11 protein-coding genes are annotated in these 19,950 nt (G+C 58.4%); 7 read left to right on the plus strand and 4 right to left on the minus strand.

Annotation, left to right across the window (positions count from 1 at the left end):
* Positions 1 to 62 precede the first annotated feature (62 nt).
* Genes AC07V0_RS28435 through AC07V0_RS28455 form a run of 5 tightly spaced genes read left to right on the plus strand, consistent with a single transcriptional unit; the run spans position 63 to position 6,399 of the window.
* Positions 63 to 2,585 carry a CS1-pili formation C-terminal domain-containing protein gene (locus tag AC07V0_RS28435; RefSeq protein WP_495020115.1) on the plus strand — a complete coding sequence of 841 codons (2,523 nt, stop codon included), beginning with the start codon at positions 63 to 65 and terminating at the stop codon, positions 2,583 to 2,585.
* Positions 2,585 to 3,868, plus strand: a complete 1,284-nt coding sequence (locus tag AC07V0_RS28440; RefSeq protein ID WP_495020116.1) for a hypothetical protein — start codon at positions 2,585 to 2,587, stop codon at positions 3,866 to 3,868. The genes AC07V0_RS28435 and AC07V0_RS28440 overlap by 1 nt, the downstream gene beginning before the upstream one ends.
* A gap of 41 nt (positions 3,869 to 3,909) precedes the next feature.
* Positions 3,910 to 4,650 carry a molecular chaperone gene (locus AC07V0_RS28445; protein WP_457327278.1) on the plus strand — a complete coding sequence of 247 codons (741 nt, stop codon included), beginning with the start codon at positions 3,910 to 3,912 and terminating at the stop codon, positions 4,648 to 4,650.
* Between the two features lie 3 nt (positions 4,651 to 4,653).
* On the plus strand, positions 4,654 to 5,154 hold the full coding sequence (locus AC07V0_RS28450; protein WP_495020117.1) for a CS1 type fimbrial major subunit: 501 nt from the start codon (positions 4,654 to 4,656) through the stop codon (positions 5,152 to 5,154).
* A 30-nt stretch (positions 5,155 to 5,184) separates the two neighbouring features.
* On the plus strand, positions 5,185 to 6,399 hold the full coding sequence (locus tag AC07V0_RS28455; protein WP_495020118.1) for a hypothetical protein: 1,215 nt from the start codon (positions 5,185 to 5,187) through the stop codon (positions 6,397 to 6,399).
* Positions 6,400 to 6,450: 51 nt separating this feature from the next.
* Here AC07V0_RS28455 and AC07V0_RS28460 read toward each other — a convergent pair whose 3' ends face one another.
* The 3 genes from AC07V0_RS28460 to AC07V0_RS28470 all read right to left on the minus strand — a co-directional run bounded on the left by AC07V0_RS28460 (position 6,451) and on the right by AC07V0_RS28470 (position 15,536).
* Positions 6,451 to 11,403 (minus strand): NEL-type E3 ubiquitin ligase domain-containing protein, encoded by a 4,953-nt coding sequence (locus tag AC07V0_RS28460; protein ID WP_495020119.1) that lies wholly within the window; start codon positions 11,401 to 11,403, stop codon positions 6,451 to 6,453.
* A 262-nt stretch (positions 11,404 to 11,665) separates the two neighbouring features.
* Complete coding sequence (locus AC07V0_RS28465; RefSeq protein ID WP_495020120.1) at positions 11,666 to 14,776, minus strand: transglycosylase domain-containing protein; 3,111 nt, start codon at positions 14,774 to 14,776, stop codon at positions 11,666 to 11,668.
* A 301-nt stretch (positions 14,777 to 15,077) separates the two neighbouring features.
* Positions 15,078 to 15,536 (minus strand): REP-associated tyrosine transposase, encoded by a 459-nt coding sequence (locus AC07V0_RS28470; RefSeq protein WP_082920823.1) that lies wholly within the window; start codon positions 15,534 to 15,536, stop codon positions 15,078 to 15,080.
* Between the two features lie 614 nt (positions 15,537 to 16,150).
* On the opposite strand from AC07V0_RS28470, the gene AC07V0_RS28475 reads away from it, so the two are divergent.
* Positions 16,151 to 17,572 (plus strand): amino acid permease, encoded by a 1,422-nt coding sequence (locus tag AC07V0_RS28475; protein WP_457327282.1) that lies wholly within the window; start codon positions 16,151 to 16,153, stop codon positions 17,570 to 17,572.
* A 54-nt stretch (positions 17,573 to 17,626) separates the two neighbouring features.
* Here AC07V0_RS28475 and AC07V0_RS28480 read toward each other — a convergent pair whose 3' ends face one another.
* Positions 17,627 to 18,751, minus strand: a complete 1,125-nt coding sequence (locus AC07V0_RS28480) for an OpgC family protein (RefSeq protein ID WP_495020121.1) — start codon at positions 18,749 to 18,751, stop codon at positions 17,627 to 17,629.
* Positions 18,752 to 19,008: 257 nt separating this feature from the next.
* On the opposite strand from AC07V0_RS28480, the gene AC07V0_RS28485 reads away from it, so the two are divergent.
* The gene (locus AC07V0_RS28485) at positions 19,009 to 19,950 is read left to right on the plus strand and encodes a glycosyltransferase family 2 protein (protein WP_018926640.1); all 942 of its coding nucleotides are present in this window, start codon (positions 19,009 to 19,011) and stop codon (positions 19,948 to 19,950) included.

Genomic DNA, 19,950 nt, shown 5'->3' on the forward strand with positions numbered 1-19,950 from the left:
CGGCGGGCAAGTTTTGCCTGTCGATCGGGTTTCAACGAATTTATCTTCAGAGTATTTCGTTCATGTTCCCGATGACGCCCATCGCGACGGCGCTTGCCCTATGTTTTTGTGCAACTGCCCTGGCCGCGCCCACGGAAAACGGCCATACACCTCGAAGTCTGTTGGCGCAGGCCAAGGGATTGCCGACCGAATTCGAAGAGCATTTCTTTGATGTGCCACTGGCGGTGCGCGTGGAACTTGACCAACAGTTTCTCGGTGAGGCGATGGTCGTGTTGACCCGCGACGATCGCATCACCCTCGTTGACTTCGCCGATGTCAGCGACAGCATGATCAAGCCCAGTGAACGCGACATCTGGGCCAACTATCTGAAACAAGGAGTGGCGCTCGGCGGCTGCCAGGCCAATTGCCCCGAGCAACTGCTAGCCGTGCACTACAGCCTTGAAAACTCACTGGTGTCGATCCTCACCCAAAACGCTGAGCGCGACGATCAGGTACAGCGTTATTACAACCTGCCCGAAAATGGCAGCACCGGGTTGATCGTGCGTAACCAGCTGAACCTCAACGGCGGGCAGAACCAGGACCTGGGTGGGCGCTACGGCCTGGAAGCCAGCAGCAGCCTGGGTAACTGGACCCAGGCCGTCAATATGCAACTGTCTCGACTGGGCGGTCTGGATAACAAGCTGTATCACGCGGTGCATGAGCTCTTTACCCAGCGGGAGCTGGAGGGCAATTTTCTGCGCCTGGGCTATTTCACACCGACGTCCGAAGGCCTGACCCGTCAGCCGCGTGCCTTCGGCGCGAGCCCCGACACCGCATTGGGCGTCATGTACGGCAGCTCCGACAGCCTGGCCATCAACAACCCGAAACCGGCGGTCTATCCGATCTACGTCACCGCCAATCGACAGGGTTCGGTGGAGATCTACCGCGACGGTTTGCTGATCAACACCCAGGCGGTGCCTGCCGGGTTGCAGACCCTCGATACGCGTCCGCTGCCCGGCGGTATTTATGAAGTGGAAGTGCGTCTGATCGAAGACGGCCAAATCACCTCCAGCACCCTGGAGCTGGTCTACAAACCCAACAACTGGCGTAACCATGACGAGCGCTGGCGCTATAACCTGTTCGCCGGCCGCGAATCGAAATTGCTCAGTAACTGGGAAGAGCAGGCCGACGGCGACATGACGGCGGGGGCCGCGTTCAACTTCCTGCTGCACCCGCGAGTCATCCTGGGCCTGTCGGGTCGACAGGTGCGCGACGCTCTGCAGTACGGCACGTCGGTCGATTGGGCAATCGTCAACAACGCCAGCGTCTATGCCAACGTCTACAAAACCGAGGACTACGGTACCGGCTTCGACGTGCAAGGGCTTTATTCCTATGGCAGCGGCAGCATCGTCGCCAGCCATAACAGTAGCTGGCTCGATACCACCCGGCTGTACGACACGCTGCCCGATGGCACGCGGGTGCGTCAGCGCAATGTATTTATTGGCCAGACCAGCAACTCTTCCCTGTCGATAAACCATCGACTCAACAGCAAAAGCTCGGTCAATGCCCGGGTGTCCCACAGCGAAGGCAACACCAACGGGACGGGCGTGGATCTGGGCTGGACCCAGCGCACCCAACTGTTTGGCAGTGACGCCAATTGGCGCCTGTCGCTGTTTGATCGACCAGGCAGCGTGAGTTCGGGAGACGACCGCAATCGGGGTATCGATTTGAGTGTCAACATCGCGTTGGGTGGCCCCGGTGAACAGCTTTCCGGCAGCATAGGCACTCGCACCGACCGTGATGGCGGGCGCGATAACAACGCTTCGATCACCTACCGCAAAACCCTTCAGGACCATCTGCTGCAAAGCGTCTCCGCCACGGCCATCACCGACACCTACGGCATCGGGTTGAATGCCATGGCGACCATGAGTTCTGACCTTGTCAACGGCGACGGCTTCATCCAGCGCTCGTCCTTCAACAACGACCTTACCGGAGGCTTGAACCTCGACAGCACCGTGGCCGTCGGCGGGCAAAAAATGGTCATGACCAGCCAATATCACCGCAACGGTGCCGGCATGATCATCGACGTGGAGTCGGACATCGAGGACATCGCCTTGCGCGCCGATGACTTGAGCGGTGGCAGCGCGGTGCTCAAGCCCGGGCGCAATTTCGTGCCGATCACCGCGTACAAAAGCAGCTCGGTCAGTTTCGATTTCGAGGGCAACCACGTTCCCGCCGCCACCATCCAACCGGCCCGTTCCAGCTATCACCTGAACAAGGGCGGTGTGGAATATCGCCAGGTGAAAGTGATGAAAACCCTGACCGTCCTCGGGCGCCTGATCGACCCGCAGGGCAACCCACTCAAAGGCCATCACATCATCAACCACGCCAGCCGTGGGGTGAGCGAAGTGGACGGTTTCTTCTCCATGGAAATGAACGCCGGTTCGCCAACCCTGGAAGTGCGCCACGGCAGCCAGTTGCTGTGCCAGTTCCGCCTGGACCCGAACAGTGGACGTACCGAAAACAACGTGCTGATGATCGGCGATTTGCGTTGCACGCCGGATACGTTGGCGGATGCGACTTATCTATCTGAAAGACGGGGTTAGTGGGCGTGGAGGATAGAATCAGCGTGATACGCCTACTCAAACGGACGGCCAACGTTTTGATGTTGTCTGGATTGCTGGGGGCAGTGAGCGAAGCGGCTGTCATGGAGATAGAAGCGAAATTCAGTCCGGATCCATCCAACCCGCTGGTCAATAAATTTATCAATACAACGAAGTTCACCGGGTTCTGCCAGGGTAACGAACCGGCGTGTGAGCGACGAGGACTGTCCAGTTTCAGGACACCCATTACATTCACTGCAACCAGACCAATCCGGGTCCATGAGACCAATCGCCGCGAAGCCGCAATGTTCCGCATCCCGGCGGAATGGCGAACATTGACAGTTACCAAAATGGGGGGTGCAAACACTGAAACGGCGGAAGTGAAAGTACGTATGCCTGGTTTCGCGGTTAACTATCGCCTCAGCCACGATGCACGCGATTTGGTTGGGCGTCCAGATTTGGGTTCTCACGCCGCTCACGGACTTCTGTGGCAAGGAGGGCTATGGTTGAACCCTCCGTCACCCTGTCAGTGGGCGATAATGGCGAGTACAAATATGAGGGAGCATGAAACGTTCTGGCTTACTCCGGCGGGTAGCACTTGTCATAAAGCACCTAACTACATTATTCCAGAGTTTGATTATAAGTCTTTTGACTTTGCTTACGAGCTTCAAACCCCTGAGCCCTTGAAGTTGTCGCAAGGTACTTACACCGGAAGTATTCAGTACTCCGTTGGCCCGGGTAAGGATTTTGATATGGGTGATGTCATGTTGCCCAGTGAAGACTCTCTAACGCTGAACTTCACACTTACCGTTGAGCATATGCTCAAGGTTGAAGTTCCACCCGGTGGTCATCGTGTGGAATTGGTCCCGCAGGGTGGCTGGCAATCCTGGCTGCAACAAGGCCGAAAGCCGACGCGTTTATTCAAGGACCAAACGTTTAATATCTCGGCCAGTTCGCGTTTCAAAATGGAGCTGGAGTGTCAGTACACCCAGGATGGCAATACCTGCTCTTTGCAAGAGCCAATTTCGGGCCACGTTGTTCCATTGAATATCAGCGTAAGTCTTCCACACGGCTTGACCGATGCAAGTGGGCAACCAGTGACCCGTCGACAACTACTTCGTAATGGTAGTGGTACCGAGCTGTTTCAACCCGGTTTTTATGTGGAGCGAAGGCCGGGGACTCTGCACTTCGAAATCCCCTCCCGCGAAGTGGCTGAGATGATTCGGCCGGGCCGATCACGATATTATTCCGGCAATGTAACGGTTATCTGGGATTCGGAAATTTGATTGTTTTCGATATTCAAGTTTATTGAGTGAGGTACTGAAACATGAAGAGCTTGTTAGCCTTAATGGGTTTTTGTTTGTTTGCCCAAACGGTTCATGCCGCACCGAGTATCAATATCGGCACCGTTTACGATTATCTGGACGGTGATAAGAGCACCTATCTGAAGCGTGTATTCAATGGCGGCGACAGCACGGCGTTCGTCAAGGTCAACATTCTCGAAATTCTCTACGACGCCGACGGCAAGTCGCAGGAAGTGCCGCTCAAATCCAACACCGACGGCAAGTCCCGCGATGGTTTGATGGCAAGTCCCGCGCGACTGATCGTGCCTGCCAATGGCATGCAGGGCACCCGTCTGCTGTTCATGGGCGAACGGGACAGGGAGCGTTATTTCCGGGTGCGATTCGTACCCGTGGTGCCGGAGAAGGAGGACGAATTCGCGGTGTCCGGCGAAGAGCGGGAGGACTACAAAAAATCCCTGTCGGCCGGGGTCACCGTACTGGCAGGTTATGGCGCGGTGTTTTTCGTACGGCCAAAGGAAACACGCTTCGACAGTGCGATTGAAAACAACACAGGCACGTATCGGATCCGCAACAACGGCAACAGCGTGGTGGTGGTCGATGAGTTCAAGGATTGTTCGGTTAAAAACGAGCAGGACTGCCAGCCCACCACCAAGCATCACATCCTCGCGGGCCGTACCTTTGAGTTCGAAAAACAGGCCGGTCGCGAATATCGCTTCACCCTGGTTGAAGGTGAACGCAGTAAAAAACTGGACGTGAAGGGATAACCCATGAGCAGGAAGCTGACCCAGGTCTTTTTGTCGGTTGTCGCGATGTGGACGAGCGCTGATGTCTTCGCCGCCCGGGAAGAGCACACCTTCGAAGTGTTCGTGACGATTCCGACCCAGGCGTTTTATGTCATTCCATCGGACCCGGGCTGGATCCATCGCGAACAGCAACTGCCCTGGAACTTGACGTCGTCGACACTGGGTGGCTTGCGCAAGTACTTCGATGTGAAGAACGAAGCGGGCTCGATCGAGGCGCGGCTGGAAGGCCGACCGTATCTGTCCAACGGCACCGACGCCCATGACATTGCCTTGCGGGTGCTGTTCAACGGCAAACAGTTGAGCGAGCACGAGAGCAGCGAGGTGGTGTCCATGGCCGAGGCCGCGCCTGGTAAACGCGTGGTGCTGGAAATCCTCCCGATGCCGCCTGCCGATGGGGTTTACAAGCCCGGCAGTTACTTTGGCAGCGTCAACATGATCTTCAACGCGGTGATGCCGGGTGCTTGATCCCGAGTCTGGAAAAGGAGTGCAGCAATCATGGAAATACTCAAGAAAATCATCCAGCTGAGCGGCTTGGGATTGGCGGGTGCGTTCATGCAGACCGCGGTCGCCAGCACCGTTGAAATGACCGCGGTATTTCGTCCCGATCCGGCGAAACCGATGCAAAACACCTTTATCAATACGACCCCTCAGGGCGGGTATTGCGGAGATCATCCCGAGTACTGCGAGGAGGGCGTTTTCAGCATTTTGTTGCCTGTTCGCTTCCGGGCGGCGGCAGATATACCGGCGCTGCATGAGCAACGTCGGGGCGCGATGTTCCGGGTTCCTTCATCCTGGCGAGACGTCACGGTGGTGCACGACGTGACCGGAGAGTCCGAGACGCTCAGGATGCGCGTGAACGGGATCGGGGCCGCTTACACGATCAAGACGCCTCTGCCCACAGGGGGCTGGCAAAGTACCTGGGTCAATGCGCCTCCCCCTTGTGGATATGGCGGGGTGGGTTATGGCACTGCCTTGTACTATGCGTTCTTCTGGCGAGTGCCGGCCAATGCGGGTGTATGTGCCAAGCAGGCACAAAAGGACATTACCCAGGACTACCAGTTCGCTTATGAAAACACGGGGTTCAGCTACGAGCTGGCCACGCCCAACCCGCTCAAGATGTCGGCAGGCACCTATCGTGGCGTGCTGAACTACACCGTCGGGCCGTATCAGGATTTCGACATGGGCGATGTCATGTTGCCTGACGACGATTTGATCACCCTCAACTTCACGTTGAATGTCGAGCACACCTTGAAGGTGGATATTCCCCCAGGCGGCAATCAAGTGGAACTCGTTCCGTCAGGGGGATGGCAGGCCTGGCTGACCCAGGGGCGAAAACCGACCCGGTTGTTTCGTGATCAAACCTTCAACATTTCTTCGTCCAGCCGTTTCAAGATGCAGCTTCAGTGTCAAATCACCGGATTAACCGATTGCATGATTCTCGACCCCGTTTCGAAGCGACCTGCCGTGGTGAAACTGAGCGTCACCTTGCCCAACGGTTTGACGGATATCTTCGGGCAACCGGTCACGCGGCGTCCTTTGCATGTCGGGCAGGCGAATGCCCAGAAATTCCAACCCGGTTTCTACGTGGATCGCGCGCCAGGTACCCTGCATTTCGAGATTGCACCCAATTATGTGGATTACATGATCCAGCCCGGGGTGTCGTCCAGATACTCCGGAAACATCACCGTGATATGGGACTCCGAAGTGTGATAACAGTGGAAGACGCCCTGAAGGCATGATCGCCTTCAGGGCGGGGGCTGATTATCCGGCGTTTTGCAGCGCCGCTCGGGTCAACCGACGGCTCAGCTGTTTTTCCTCGTAGCCGATGTCGTTGAGCAAACCGCCATAGACCTCGTCCGTCATTTCCTCGCCGGTGAGCACAAGGCTTTCCGGGACGTTGAGTTGACTGGCAAGGTCGAGTAACCGCTGCTTGAGCGCGCGTCGTTGCACAATCAACTGCTCTTTGGAACCGGCCCAGGCGCGTTGGGCCTCGCGCAGTTCATCCAACAGGTCGGTCCTGTGTTCATACATCCGGGCATTGCGCCGGAACTCCGCGGGATAGGTATCACGCAGGTATTTCTCCCAGTACGGCTGTTCGATCATTCCATTGACCAACCCGTCGCCGGCTTCCATCGACATTACCGTGTCGAACGCCGTGTCGAGCATTTCAGCGTTCACCCTGGCCAATTCGGGATACCGCAACAATGTCGATTGCCACGGCAAATCGAGACGTTGCGCCAGGCCGCTCTCATAGGCGAGGTACACTTCAATTTCGTCGCCGCCCGGACGTTTGGCGAAATCGGCCCGTGCAATATCTTCCACCCGCGCAAGACGGGCCGCCCCTTTTGCCAACCTGACCAACCTGCTTTCCAGCATGGCGCCCGATGTCGACAAGGCATAGGCTTCGGAGGCAAGCACCTTGATGCCCATGTGGTTGAACATCTGGGCTCCTGCATCGGCGCAGGTCGTGGGCGACGTTGCCATTTCGAACAGATCGGCGCGCAACTCGCTGTCCAGGTCGACGGCTTCGACCATTCGCCATACCCGGCTGCTCAGTTGATTACGCAATTCACCGCCGGCCCGGTAATCGGCCGAGGTGGTCTGTTTCTGGATCAAGGCGAAAAACCCTTCAGAGCCAGGCTCGGACATCAGGTCGTGCCAGGCTTCCTGGCGGAAGGTCCCCAACCCGGAGACTTCGGCACTCCACCACTCCGAGTCATCCTTCATCGGCCATTGGGCCATCGCGTCGGTGGCGGCGTCGGTATAGACCTGTGTGGGCGAGATGCCGACCGAGCGTCGATACGCCTGGAACTTGACGACATTGACCTGCGACAGGTTCATTTCGAACAGGCGGGTCCGCGCCACGATAAACGCATCGTCAGAGCCGGGCACGACGGTGGGAATGATCCTGATCGGGTTTTCCTGCAGATCCAGAAAAAATCCTCGAGGCCGACGCTTGTTGGGCGCAAAGAGCCCGTCGGGCCACGTGGTGGCCCCCGTGTTGCTCAGACTCAGGATGCTGAGCCTGGGCATGCGCTCAACGTTCGGCAGCATCCCCAGCCTTGGGTTGTCATCGAGCCTGAGTGTTTCGATACGGGTCAGGTTTCGCAGCTGCCCGACGGACGCCGGCGTCAGCCTGATGTCGTTGTTCATCAGACGTAGCGTGCGCAGGTAATGCATCTTGCCGATGCTGTCGGGCAACTGCGTCAAGCCGCAACCGCGGGCGCTCAGTTGTCGCAGGTGAGGGAAGTCTTTCAACAGGCCGGAGGCGTTCTGGGAGAACGTCGTGCGGTCCAGGTTCAACGTGGTGATCTGATCGAGGTAGTGCTTGATGTCCGGCAATTCCTTCCACCAGCGCTCGAGGTCGACAGGGTCGATTTCTGTGGAAAGGTCCAGTGCATAGCCACCATCGGAAATGGTGCTGCGTTCACCGAATACGGTGGGCTTTCTCCTGAAACATTCGATGAGCCGTTCGCTGATGTGCAGCCCGCCACCGCGGACGAACCCTTGGCGATCCGGGCCCCAGCTATCAGGTTGCCGATATCGCCATTTATTGAGCAGCACCTCAAGATCATGCAGTTCACGGTCCAGTCGTGTCAGGGTCTGATGCCCTTGTTCCGGCGAGCCAAGGGATTGCACAAAGGTATCGACTTCTCGTTCGTTGAAGTGGGGGTAGAGGTCTTGCGCCCTTTCCGTGAGGGTGGCTTTGCGGGTGGACAAGCCAGGGCCGCGCAACAGCATCATGTCTTCGTGATCCGCCCGCGGACGGATCGGTGGCGCGAGGAGCACGGTGCGGCGTTCGGCAGGTGTCTGGGTCTTGACCATGACCCATTGTTTGAAAAAACGGCCCTGGCCAGGTCGATAACCCAATTGCGTCTGTTTGTTTTTCGGCAAGGCGTTGAGCACCGCTTCGAAAAAAACGGCGGCTTCCCGCAATTTGTGGTTTTGCGCGTCCCAGACTTCGAAGCGGTTCACCTCATCCCTGACCAGTACCCGGACGGTTGACGCATCCTGCGTGCCCACGCTGCAACGCAGGGGGCCGACGTCGCTGCCTTCGCGTACTTCGATGCGTAACTCATTGAATGTGTCGGAATGAATCCTGAGCGCATTGAGCACCAGGCTTTCGGTTTCCGGCACCCACTGTGCGTCGTCGTAAAACCCTTCATAGGCATGGTTTGCCCGGACTTCGAAGTCTGCTTCACGGGCGCGGATCTTGATGTTCAAAGGCAGGCGCTGCTCTTGTCCCATTCGCTTGAGGTCAGGGCTGTCGGCACGGCTCAGCAGGGTCTTCACCGCACGGGACGGCAGCTGTGCAAACTCATGGCGCACGAGCCTGACCTGCGGATCTTCCGATGCTTGTGCGCCTTGGTACAGCTGATTGACGATGTCTGGAAGCAGGCGATTGGCTTCGTCCGCCAGCCGATCGCGCAGCGCTTGCACCTGTTCGCTTTTCGCCATTGGCCGGCCGAGTACTGCTTGCAGTTCCGCTTCATCGAGGAAATTGACCAGGCTTGGCGCAAACTGGTCGCTCAACAGGTGCGACAGGCTGGTGGACAGCGTCTGCCCCGCCGTTGCCTCGGGATTGCCGTACTGGCGAAAGGGGCCGGTCAGGTCGTCGTTGTGATAAACCTTCAGCGATTTATCCGCAGGCCAGCCGTCCAGGTAGGTCGCCAGCGGTTCAAACCAGTAGGAGGACGGAGCCAGCGCCAGCCCTGTGCGAATCCGTTCAATGTTGTGCCGGGCCTGGCGCTGCAGGTGCAGGCGTTCGAGGCTGTCGTCCAGTAGCGGTGGCGCAGCCGTGTTGTCGATGTACATCCGGCGCAGTGCGCCGTCGTCGGTGCCGCTGGCAATGCGCACGCGTTCGAGATCCGCGTCGGTCAAGCCGTCGACGGAGTGGCCGAGACGGCGCAGCAGTTTCGGCGTACTCCATGCTCGCGGGTTTTCGCCTTCGTGAGTCCAGGCGCCGAGGCCGTTGTGTCGCAACTCGGGTGAATACGCATTGGCGCGGTGTGGATGCTTGACGCGGTAGTTGCCGGTTTGCGGGTCTTTCTGCACGGCGAAGTGTGTTTCATCCAGCGGCAGGATGTCCTGGCCCTGGTGGGTATGCAGGCCCAGTTCGTCAGGACCGGAGTCGGCCGACAGCTTCACATCCGGCAGTTCGTAAGGCCGCAGATCGGGATGCCACAGGCGTGGCTCGCCATTGGGCAGCGTGACCGGTTTCATGCCTTCGATCAGTGGCGAGAGTTTCAGACGCACGACCTCGCCAATGTTTGCCCCGGCGGCGAACGCCGCCAGTTGAATGGCATCTTCCACCACACCCACGATGTGCTCGACGGCTTCGTTCCACAGCCCCAACGTCATGTCGACGAAGCCTTCGATGACATCGTTGGCGATCTGATAGGCGGTGTAGGCCATCATCAATTCCCCCAACCCCGGCACGAACGGTGTGACGACCATCAGGGCGACGTTGAAGATGTTCGAGACTATTTTCTTGAAATTCTCCCACCAGGCCCATCGGGCATTGCGATCGGTGTCGGCGGTGGACACGGCGATGTGTCGGGCGTCATTGAGGATTTTGTTCAGCTTCTGCTCAAAGCGGTATTTCCAGAATTCGCCGCGGATCGGTGTGGCGCTGAAACGAAGATTGGGCTGCTCGACCGGCACTTCCCGCCAGCTGGGCCCTGGATCCAGCGGATCTTTCTGATGCCATTTCACCTCGAACAGACGCTGCTGCAACCCGCCGAAAAAATGCCCTCGCTCCGGCTGATCGACGAACCGGCTGAAGAACTGGCGATAAGTCATTCCAGTGGATGAGATGAGCGGGTTGTCCCGCAGCTGGCGAGTCAGTTCATTCATGAAGGCGACCGTTGAGGGGTACTCTTTCAACGGATGTTCAGGGTCTTGTGGGACATACGCGAATATCGGCACGACCTCTCGCCTGTGCTCACGGTACAGGTCCGGTGTGATCAGTACGATCCCGGCCAGCCGGCTGTCCAGAATGGACAGTTCAGCGAAATGCATTACCCGGCCCTTGCGGGTGAGGTTGCGCTGGCCATCGAGCATCTTCAGGATCAGGTCGCTCGCGTCGGCATCAATGTCGCCGGTCATCAGCGCTTGTTGAACGGCTGCCTTAAAGGCAGCTTTCTCGCTGTCGATGATTTTGAGTTGCAGAAAACGCCTGGCGACGGCATCGCCGGGTAGCAAGCGGTCTTCAAGGTATCGGGCATAGCGCGCACCAATGTCCAGCTCACGACACAGGGTCTGGAACTGTGCGATGGACATTTTGCGTTTGACCGGCAGGACGTCGAACAGACCGCGCTCATCGGGCTGGCTGATGAAATCGGAATCCGGCTCGCAGGTTTCGCTGCGTGCGAAGTTGTGCAGGGCAGCGTTCAGTAGGGAGACGGTTCGGGTGACGACACCGCCTGTGACGTCGATGGCATACCAGGGGCGTTCCTTGGGTAAGTAAAGATGCAAGTAAGTGGTTCTGACATCGACATCGACCCCGTACTGTTTCATCAATGCATCGGTGAGCAAGGGTTCAGCGAAGTCATCAACGTTTTGTAACTCTTCGAGAAACCGATCCACCTTGTTCTGGGCAGACCAGAGTTCAAGGTTGGCATCTTGTAACTGTGTGTGAGCAGATTGAGTGGCGGTCCTGATCCATTGTCCGGAACGGGTTTGTGTGAGGCTCAGTTCCCGCGCCCTGCGCAACGAAGCATCCTTGAATGTCGGGTGAATTCGACTCTGGATGAAAGCGTAGTGACGGCCCTTATCGTCGTCTGCCCCTCCTGGGCGGGCAGTTTTACGTCCTTGTAAATCTGACATTGTTTTTATCAGCCTTGAGCAGTTATGGAAGGCAACAGCCTATCCTTCGTCGCTCAAAGTAAAAGTCTGAATTACTGCGCGGAACACCTGTGGAGAGTGCCGAAAGCATTGGAATTTTCCATGCCGAAAATAACTATTTACCACCCGGTCAGCGGCGGGAGACCTCCACGGGCAAACATCCGGTGCCACTCCCCGGTTGCAGATACGGCATCAGGATGGGCGCCATGCCCTTGAGCACTTGCACGGGCAACGCCGAGGTAAATTTGAAGGCTTCGGCCGAGCGCCCCGGCACGTAGGCGGTCAAGGTGCCGAAATGGCTATCGCCGATGTAGAACACGAATGTTGCGGTGCGGTTGATCGATTTCGAGCTCAGAATCCGCCCTCCCGGACCGATGGCTTCGATGCGGTTGTCGCCGGTCCCGGTTTTACCGCCCATGGCCAGTGGGGTGCCGTTGGCCAGTTTGAAACTGCCTGCCACGCGTTTGGCCGTGCCGGCATCCACCACTTGCGACAAGGCCTCGCGCATGGCGGTTGCCACCTCGGAAGGCATTACGCGTTTACCGACGGCCGGATTGTTGATCAGTTGGGTTTCATAGGGCGTACCGGCCGCGAAGTGCAGGCTGTCGATACGCAGCGTCGGCAGGCGTACACCGTCGTTGAGGATGGTGCCGATCAGCTCCGCCAGTGCGGCGGGGCGGTCGCCGGAGCTGCCGATGGCGGTGGCCAGCGAGGGCACCAGGTGATCGAACGGGTAGCCGACTTTCTGCCAGCGTTGATGAATGTCGAGGAACGCCTCGATCTCCAGCATCGTGCGGATGCGGCTGTCACGGGCGCCCTTGTGTTTGCTTTTGAACAGCCAGCTGTAAACCTCCTGGCGTTCGAATTCGCTGGCTTTGACGATCTGGCTGAACTTGGCGTCGGGGTTGTTCAGCAAGTAGCCCATCAGCCACAGATCCAGCGGGTGGACCTTGGCGATGAAGCCCTGATCCGGCAGGTCGTAGCTGCCCGGGCCGTAACTCAGGTACAGGCGTTCGAGGCGTTCGTCGGTGAGTTTTTCCGTGAGCTTGGCGCCCTTGAGGTGTGAGCGCACGAAGGTGTTGAAGCTCTCCTGGTCGGCCTGCGGGAATAGGTAGCGATGCACGGCCGCCATGCGGATCGGTGTCGGGTGCATGCTGTCGAGGAAGGTCTCGAGGCGGGTCTGGGTGTCTTTGTTCTGGTACTTCTTCCAGAACCGCAACAGGAATGCGGTGCCTTCACGGTCGGCGAACTGGGCCAGGTATTCCTGACGCCGCGGGTCGCGGTCGTCCTTGAGCAATTCTGCGCTGCTGTTGGGGCCTGCGTAGGTGCTGTAGCGCACCAGGTCGCGCATCAGCCGGATGAACGGCAGGTTGATCGACTCACGAATGGCATCGCGCAGGGACGGCATGCGGCCGTTGTCTTCCTTGCGGAAGTTAACGAACGTGTGCAGCCCGCCACCGGTGAAAAACGCCTCGCCGGGGCTGGCCGAATATTTGCGATCCAGTGCGGCGCCGAGCATTTTTGGCAGGCTGCGGTCGGTGTTCTGAATCATGTAATCGACGGCCCAGCTGCTCAGGCGATCCTGTTCGGCGACTTCGGTTTTCTTCAGTTCGGCAACGGTCATGCCTGCGTAGCGATCGTGCAATTCGGAGATGATCTGCAGGTAAGTGGTGAGCACACGCATTTTTGCGGTGGAGCCCAGTTCCAGCTTGCTGCCTTCATTGATGTCGAACGGTTGGTCGGTGCTGTCGGTCTGCACCCGTACCCGCGAGCCGTCCGGGGTCAGTTCGAACAGGGTGAAGCTGTAGCGCACCTGCGTGGTGCTGGTGGGGGTGAGCAGGCGTTCGCCGATCAGGCCGATTTCCGCTGCATAGGCTGGGTCGGCCAGATGCTTGAGGTATGCGGTGGCCTGGGTTTGCAGCTCGCCTTGCAGGGTGCTGGTGGCGGAAAGGTCGAGGCGGTCGAGGTCATACAGCGGCCGATTGAGCAAACTGCCCAGGCGACTGCGCGCGACACTGATGCCTTTGTTGGTTTCGATCGGTTGGATGGTGGGCTGGGTCTGCCAGTCGCGGTAGGTCACTTGGCTGGCCAGTGCTGCCGCCGCGAGCGGTGCATCGATCACCCCATTTTGTGACAGCAGGCGAATATGGCTGTCGGTCAGGCTGGCCAATTCATCGCGGCCCTTGGTCAAGTAGTGCGAAGGGCGGCGTTGAGCAATCATCAGCGACAGCATTTCACGCAGGGCCAGGCCTTTTTCCGCCAGGCTTTTCTGATCGGTGTCGGTGCTGGCCAGCCGTTCGTTGGCCTTGTTGAAGTCGGCGCCGTACCACACACGCAAACCTTCGGCCATGCCGTGCACTTCACCGTGGCCCGGTACCGCGGACAGCGGAACACTGTTGAGGTAATCGCGAATCACATTTTGCCGTGCCTGAAGGGTTTCCGGCCCCGTCTGATAGGCCCGCACGCTGGCGGAAATCATTTGGCGGATTTTTTCCGCGCCCGACACGGTCAAGCCGTCGGGCGAGTGTCGATATTTCTCAAGCTGTGTCGCCAGCGTACTGCCGCCCGCCGATTGGCCGGGCAGACGCAACAGCTTGGCTACCTGGGACCACGCCGCCATGCCGAACCGCGGCCAGTCCACGGCGGGGTTGGCCAGGGGCTGGTGCGGATCGAGCAGAAAGCGGTTTTCGATGAACAGCAAGCTGTTGACCACCACCGGCGGGATCGCGGCAAAGCTTGAATAGAGCTGTTGTGGATACTTGAACTGATACAGCGGGGCCGCACGGCAATCGGTGATTGACAGCCCGGCCTGGATTTTCTCGGTATAGGGAATGAAAAAGCCCTTGTCGCTGTACTTCATCAGCGCAGGCGAAAAGCGGGTTTGCGCCGCTATGACGTAATCGCGCTTGAGCAGGCGCGGCAGAAATTCATCCAGGGAGCTGTAGCCCAGACGCTGATCGAACGGGCCTTCGCCAGGGTAGCGAATCGCGTCGCTGGGGCCGGGTTGCAGTTCGTATTTCAGCGAGGCGGCATATTTGCTGATTTCCCGGGCCTGGAACTTGGAGGTGCGCATTTCCTTGGCCGCGGCCAGGCCCAGGACAATCAGGATAATCAGCAGCAGCAACCAGAACGCCCCCCAGCCGTGCCGTGAGCGACGGGGTTTTTCAGGTAAAGGCGCTTCATCCACACGTTCAGTCGGAACCACAGTGTCACTCGAATCGGTTTGCCACAAAGCGCCCATAGTCGACTGATCCATTCACGCAGATTGATCGGACTTGTTTGAAGCTTAGACGGTGGTTGGCGTTGGTGAAAAAATTGTGAACAACCAAATATCAGATGCGCACGATTACCTATGGAGAAGGGCTGTTGTGGCGAGGGAGCTTGCTTGTGGCGAGGGGGCTTGCCCCCGTTGGACTGCGCAGCGGTCCCAAAAACCAGCAACACCGGATTTTTTCAGACACACCGCATGTACAGGATTCACGACTGCTGCGCAGCCGAGCGGGAGCAAGCTCCCTCGCCACAGGGTTATGGTGCTGCTGGGTTCATAGCCAACAGGCATCCCATAGTGGGTAATCGCCAATTTTATTGACCAACCCTGCGCGCAATGGATTGGCAACAATGTAACGAGCGAATGGCAGGAGTCCTTCTCCATCGCGGATTGCCCGGTCGTGGTAGCCGCTTTGCCAAAAAGCCCCTTCATTGTTTGACGCTCGGTTGATGGAGAGTGTGCTGCGAGATTTGGTGGCTTGCATGAGTTGCGCCAGGGAGTGTTGTTCGAGTTGTACCAACCAATGGAAGTGATCTGGCATGACGACCCACGCTATTGAGTTGACCCACTTCTGGTCGTGGGCCCGCTTGAGTTCGGTAACTAACAGACGTCCCAACCGCCAATCAGTGAATATTCGGCGGCGTTGGTGCACAACCGCTGTGATGAGATAGGCCCGACCCTGTTCTGAACATCGTCCATGGCGTAGCAGATGTGAATTTGGTTGTGGATGCATTCCTTGCGCCCTTTTGAAGTTCCCCCTTTGACCCTAGTCCCTATCTCCAAACCTGAATCTGCAACATTTGACTGAAATTTCCGAAAACCATGCAGGATCCAATTGGGAATAGCGCTTTTGTGGCGAGGGAGCTTGCTCCCGCTGGGCTGCGAAGCGGCCCCAATTCCGGACTTGTCTGATAAATACGATTCACCGGGTTTGCGACTGCGCGCAGTCGAGCGGGAGCAAGCTCCCTCGCCACAAGGTAGGTGTCGTCTGAAAGGGTTGAGCTAGACGCATCGAGGAGGTAAATGCTGCCTAGGTAGGGGCATGACGATGCACCATTGCTGTGCAATACTCCGTGCGGTTTCAGTGGCGAAAAAACCTGCATAAGCCAGGTAATGCCACTCCGTTCTGCGGGAATTACCCGTTAGTTATCGCTGAATATTGTGTTTTATATAGTGAAAACACCTGTCGTTAGCTTTTTATACTGCACGCCCCGCTGATCTTGGAGGTTTTGTCCTACAAGACGTGTCTGTCCACAAGACAGGCCCGGTTTCACCAGGCGCTGGCCTATCGGTCGGCGCTTCGACACTCGGTGGTCATATCCAATAACAAGACGAGGTTGCACCCCTATGCCAGTCGGCAATCACCTGCCTCACGGCGAGACCGCTCAGGGCGGCCCGCTTAAACGCGAACTGGGCGAACGGCATATTCGCCTGATGGCACTCGGTGCCTGTATCGGCGTCGGCCTGTTCCTGGGTTCGGCCAAGGCCATCGAAATGGCCGGCCCGGCCATCATGCTCTCCTACATCATCGGCGGTCTGGCGATCCTGGTGATCATGCGTGCCCTCGGCGAAATGGCCGTGCACAATCCGGTCGCCGGCTCGTTCAGCCGTTATGCCCAGGATTACCTCGGGCCTTTGGCGGGTTTTCTGACCGGCTGGAACTACTGGTTCCTGTGGCTGGTGACCTGCGTCGCGGAAATCACCGCAGTGGCGGTGTACATGGGCGTCTGGTTCCCCGACGTGCCGCGCTGGATCTGGGCACTTGCCGCGTTGGTCAGCATGGGCTCGATCAACCTGATCGCGGTGAAAGCCTTCGGTGAGTTCGAATTCTGGTTCGCCCTGATCAAGATCGTCACCATCATTGCGATGGTGGTCGGCGGTATCGGCGTGATCGCGTTCGGCTTCGGCAACGACGGCGTCGCCCTGGGAATTTCCAATCTGTGGGCCCACGGCGGCTTCATGCCCAATGGCGTGCAAGGCGTGTTGATGTCCCTGCAAATGGTGATGTTCGCCTACCTCGGCGTCGAGATGATCGGCCTGACCGCCGGTGAAGCGAAGAACCCACAGAAGACCATCCCCAATGCGATCGGCTCGGTGTTTTGGCGGATTCTGCTGTTCTACGTCGGCGCCTTGTTCGTGATCCTGTCAATTTACCCGTGGAACGAAATCGGCACCCAGGGCAGCCCGTTCGTGATGACCTTCGAGCGTCTGGGCATCAAGACCGCCGCCGGCATCATCAACTTCGTGGTGATCACCGCGGCGTTGTCGTCCTGCAACGGCGGCATCTTCAGCACCGGGCGCATGCTCTACAGCCTGGCGCAGAACGGCCAGGCCCCGGCCGGTTTCGCCAAAACCTCGAACGGCGGTGTGCCCCGTCGTGCGTTGCTGTTGTCGATCGGCGCGTTGTTGCTGGGCGTGCTGCTCAACTACATGGTGCCTGAGAAGGTTTTCGTCTGGGTTACCGCGATAGCCACCTTCGGCGCGATCTGGACCTGGGTGATGATCCTGCTGGCCCAGCTCAAGTTCCGCAAAGGCCTGAGTGCCAGCGAGCGTGCCGGCCTGAAATACCGCATGTGGCTGTACCCGGTCAGTTCGTATCTGGCGCTGGCCTTCCTGGTGCTGGTGGTCGGCCTGATGGCGTACTTCCCGGACACCCGAGTGGCGCTGTATGTGGGCCCGGCGTTCCTGGTACTGCTGACGGTGTTGTTCTACATGTTCAAGTTGCAGCCGACCAATGTGGCGCAAGGCGCGGTGCGTTCGGCTTCGTAAGTTGTAACGCCAGCCATGCAAAAGCCCCGGTCAGAATGATCGGGGCTTTTGCATTTAAACGGCTGCCACGGGTATCGGCATGTTCAACCGCTTATTGAAATCCAGCCAGGCCCCCAGCAACGCCATCAACCCGACCCCCAACATTGCGCTGAATAGCTGCATCGCCAATACGTTCCCACCCAAGGCATTGAGCATGTCCGCCAACGGCGCCAGCAACACACCAAAACAAAACACCTCCAGAGAATATCGGCCCATGCGACAGCTTTGTCGCGCCAGCCAGTGGTGCGTCCAGCCCGTGTCCGGCAACAACCTCGCGGTGACGTAGGCGAGGGCGAGGAAGTGCAGCAGACGCGCCGGTGAGAGGTTGGTCTTGCTGATCGGATAGAGCCATTCGTCGAGCCATTGGGGCATGAACGCGTCATGCACGGTCGGCCATTTCCACGACAGCGCGATCATCCCGGTCATTACCAGATAGGTCAGAGCCGCGATGAGAACCGGCTGTCGAGTCAGCGGTCGAGGTTGCGGCGCCCGAGGCCTTTGCCGGTGAATCGCCGCCGCGCCCCCGAGAATAAACAGCAGCTGCCAGGCCATCGGATTGAAAAACCACACGCCCCCGTCGGTGCCCGCCAGGTTCCACTGCAACCATGGCGCCAGCAGGTACAACGCCACCGACAGCCCCACCACGTATTCAGCCTTGCGCAGCAGCATCGGCAGTACCAGCGGCAGGCCGAGCAGCAACAGAATGTACAGCGGCAACGGGTCCATCAGGTTCGGCTTGAAGCGCAGCAGCAACTCGTCCATCAACGCCTGCTGCGGATTGCTGAGGAAATACTGCAAGCCCATTTCCTGCACCAGATCGCGGGTTTCCACGTGGCTGTTGGCGAAAAACACGATGCCCATCAGCAGCGCCAGCAAAAAGATGTGCACTACATAAAGCACCCAGGCGCGTCGCAGGATTTTCACCGTGGCGACCATGAGCCCGTCGCGCCGGGCGATCTTGCCGTAGGCCAGCACGGCCGCGTAACCGGCCAGGAACACGAAAATCTCCGCCGCATCGCTGAAGCCGAAGTTACGCACCGTGAACTGCGCGAGCGGGTTCTGCGGCACGTGGTCCCAGAAGATAAAGATCAGGGCCAGGCCGCGGAAAAAGTCGATTCGGTGATCGCGTCCAGACGTCATGAAGGCGGGCTCTTGAACGGGCTGTTGAATAAGGAGTTGCCGGCGCAGCAAAAGAGGGTGCGCCGCACATTGGCGGCGCGCAGGGTGCCGTTATTCACAGGCAATTGCAAAAGGCTGGATATTACCGAATGTCTCAGATGCTTATAGCGAACGGATCGAACGGCGTGGCCGTCGGTCTGCCGGACTGTCCGCGCACCAGAACTCCCCATGATGGCATCTGGCGAGCATCTACACTTCGGTTCTCAGGAGTGTGAAACGTGAAGGTTTCGCTGATTGTCCCGGTGTTCAACGAAGAGCAGGCGATCAGTCTGTTCCACCAGGCGGTGCGTCGTGAGTTGAAACTTGACCCTTATGAAGTCGAGATCGTGTTCATCAACGACGGCAGTACCGATCAGACGGCTGAGCAGGCCAAGGCGCTGGCCCAGGTCGATGAACAGGTATTGCTGATCAATTTCTCGCGCAACTTCGGCAAGGAGCCGGCGTTGTTTGCCGGGCTGGAGTACGCCACTGGCGATGCGGTGATCCCCATGGACGTGGACCTGCAGGACCCGATCAGCGTCATTCCACGGTTGATTGCCGAGTGGCAAAAAGGTGCCGATGTGGTACTCGCCAAGCGCCGGGACCGTGCCAGCGACAGTTACCTGAAACGCCACAGTGCGGCAATGTTCTACCACCTGCTGAACAGGATTTCCTACACCCGTATCGAAGAGAACGTCGGGGATTTCCGCCTCATGGATCGCAAGGTGGTCAATGTGATTCGCGCACTCCCCGAGCATCAGTTGTTCATGAAAGGCGTTCTTTCGTGGGCCGGTTTCACCACCGTGGTGGTGGAGTACGAGCGGGCCCAGCGGGTGGCGGGACGCAGCAAATTCAACGGCTGGAAGCTGTGGAACCTGGCGCTGGAAGGCATTACCTCGTTCAGCACCGTACCCTTGCAGTTGTGGACTTACATCGGCGGCGGCATTTCAATCTTCGCGGTGCTGTATGCGGTGTACATGGTGCTGGACAAGATTTTCTTCGGCAACAGCGTCCCCGGTTACCCTTCATTGATGACGGCCATATTGTTTCTGGGCGGTGTGCAACTGATCGGCATCGGCATTCTTGGAGAGTATGTCGGTCGCATCTACATCGAAGCCAAGCATCGGCCCCGGTATGTGATCAAAGACGTCATCGGCGGCAAAGACCGGGTCGGGCTTTAG

The sequence above is a fragment of the Pseudomonas sp. GW821-FHT01E10 genome (assembly GCF_059422365.1).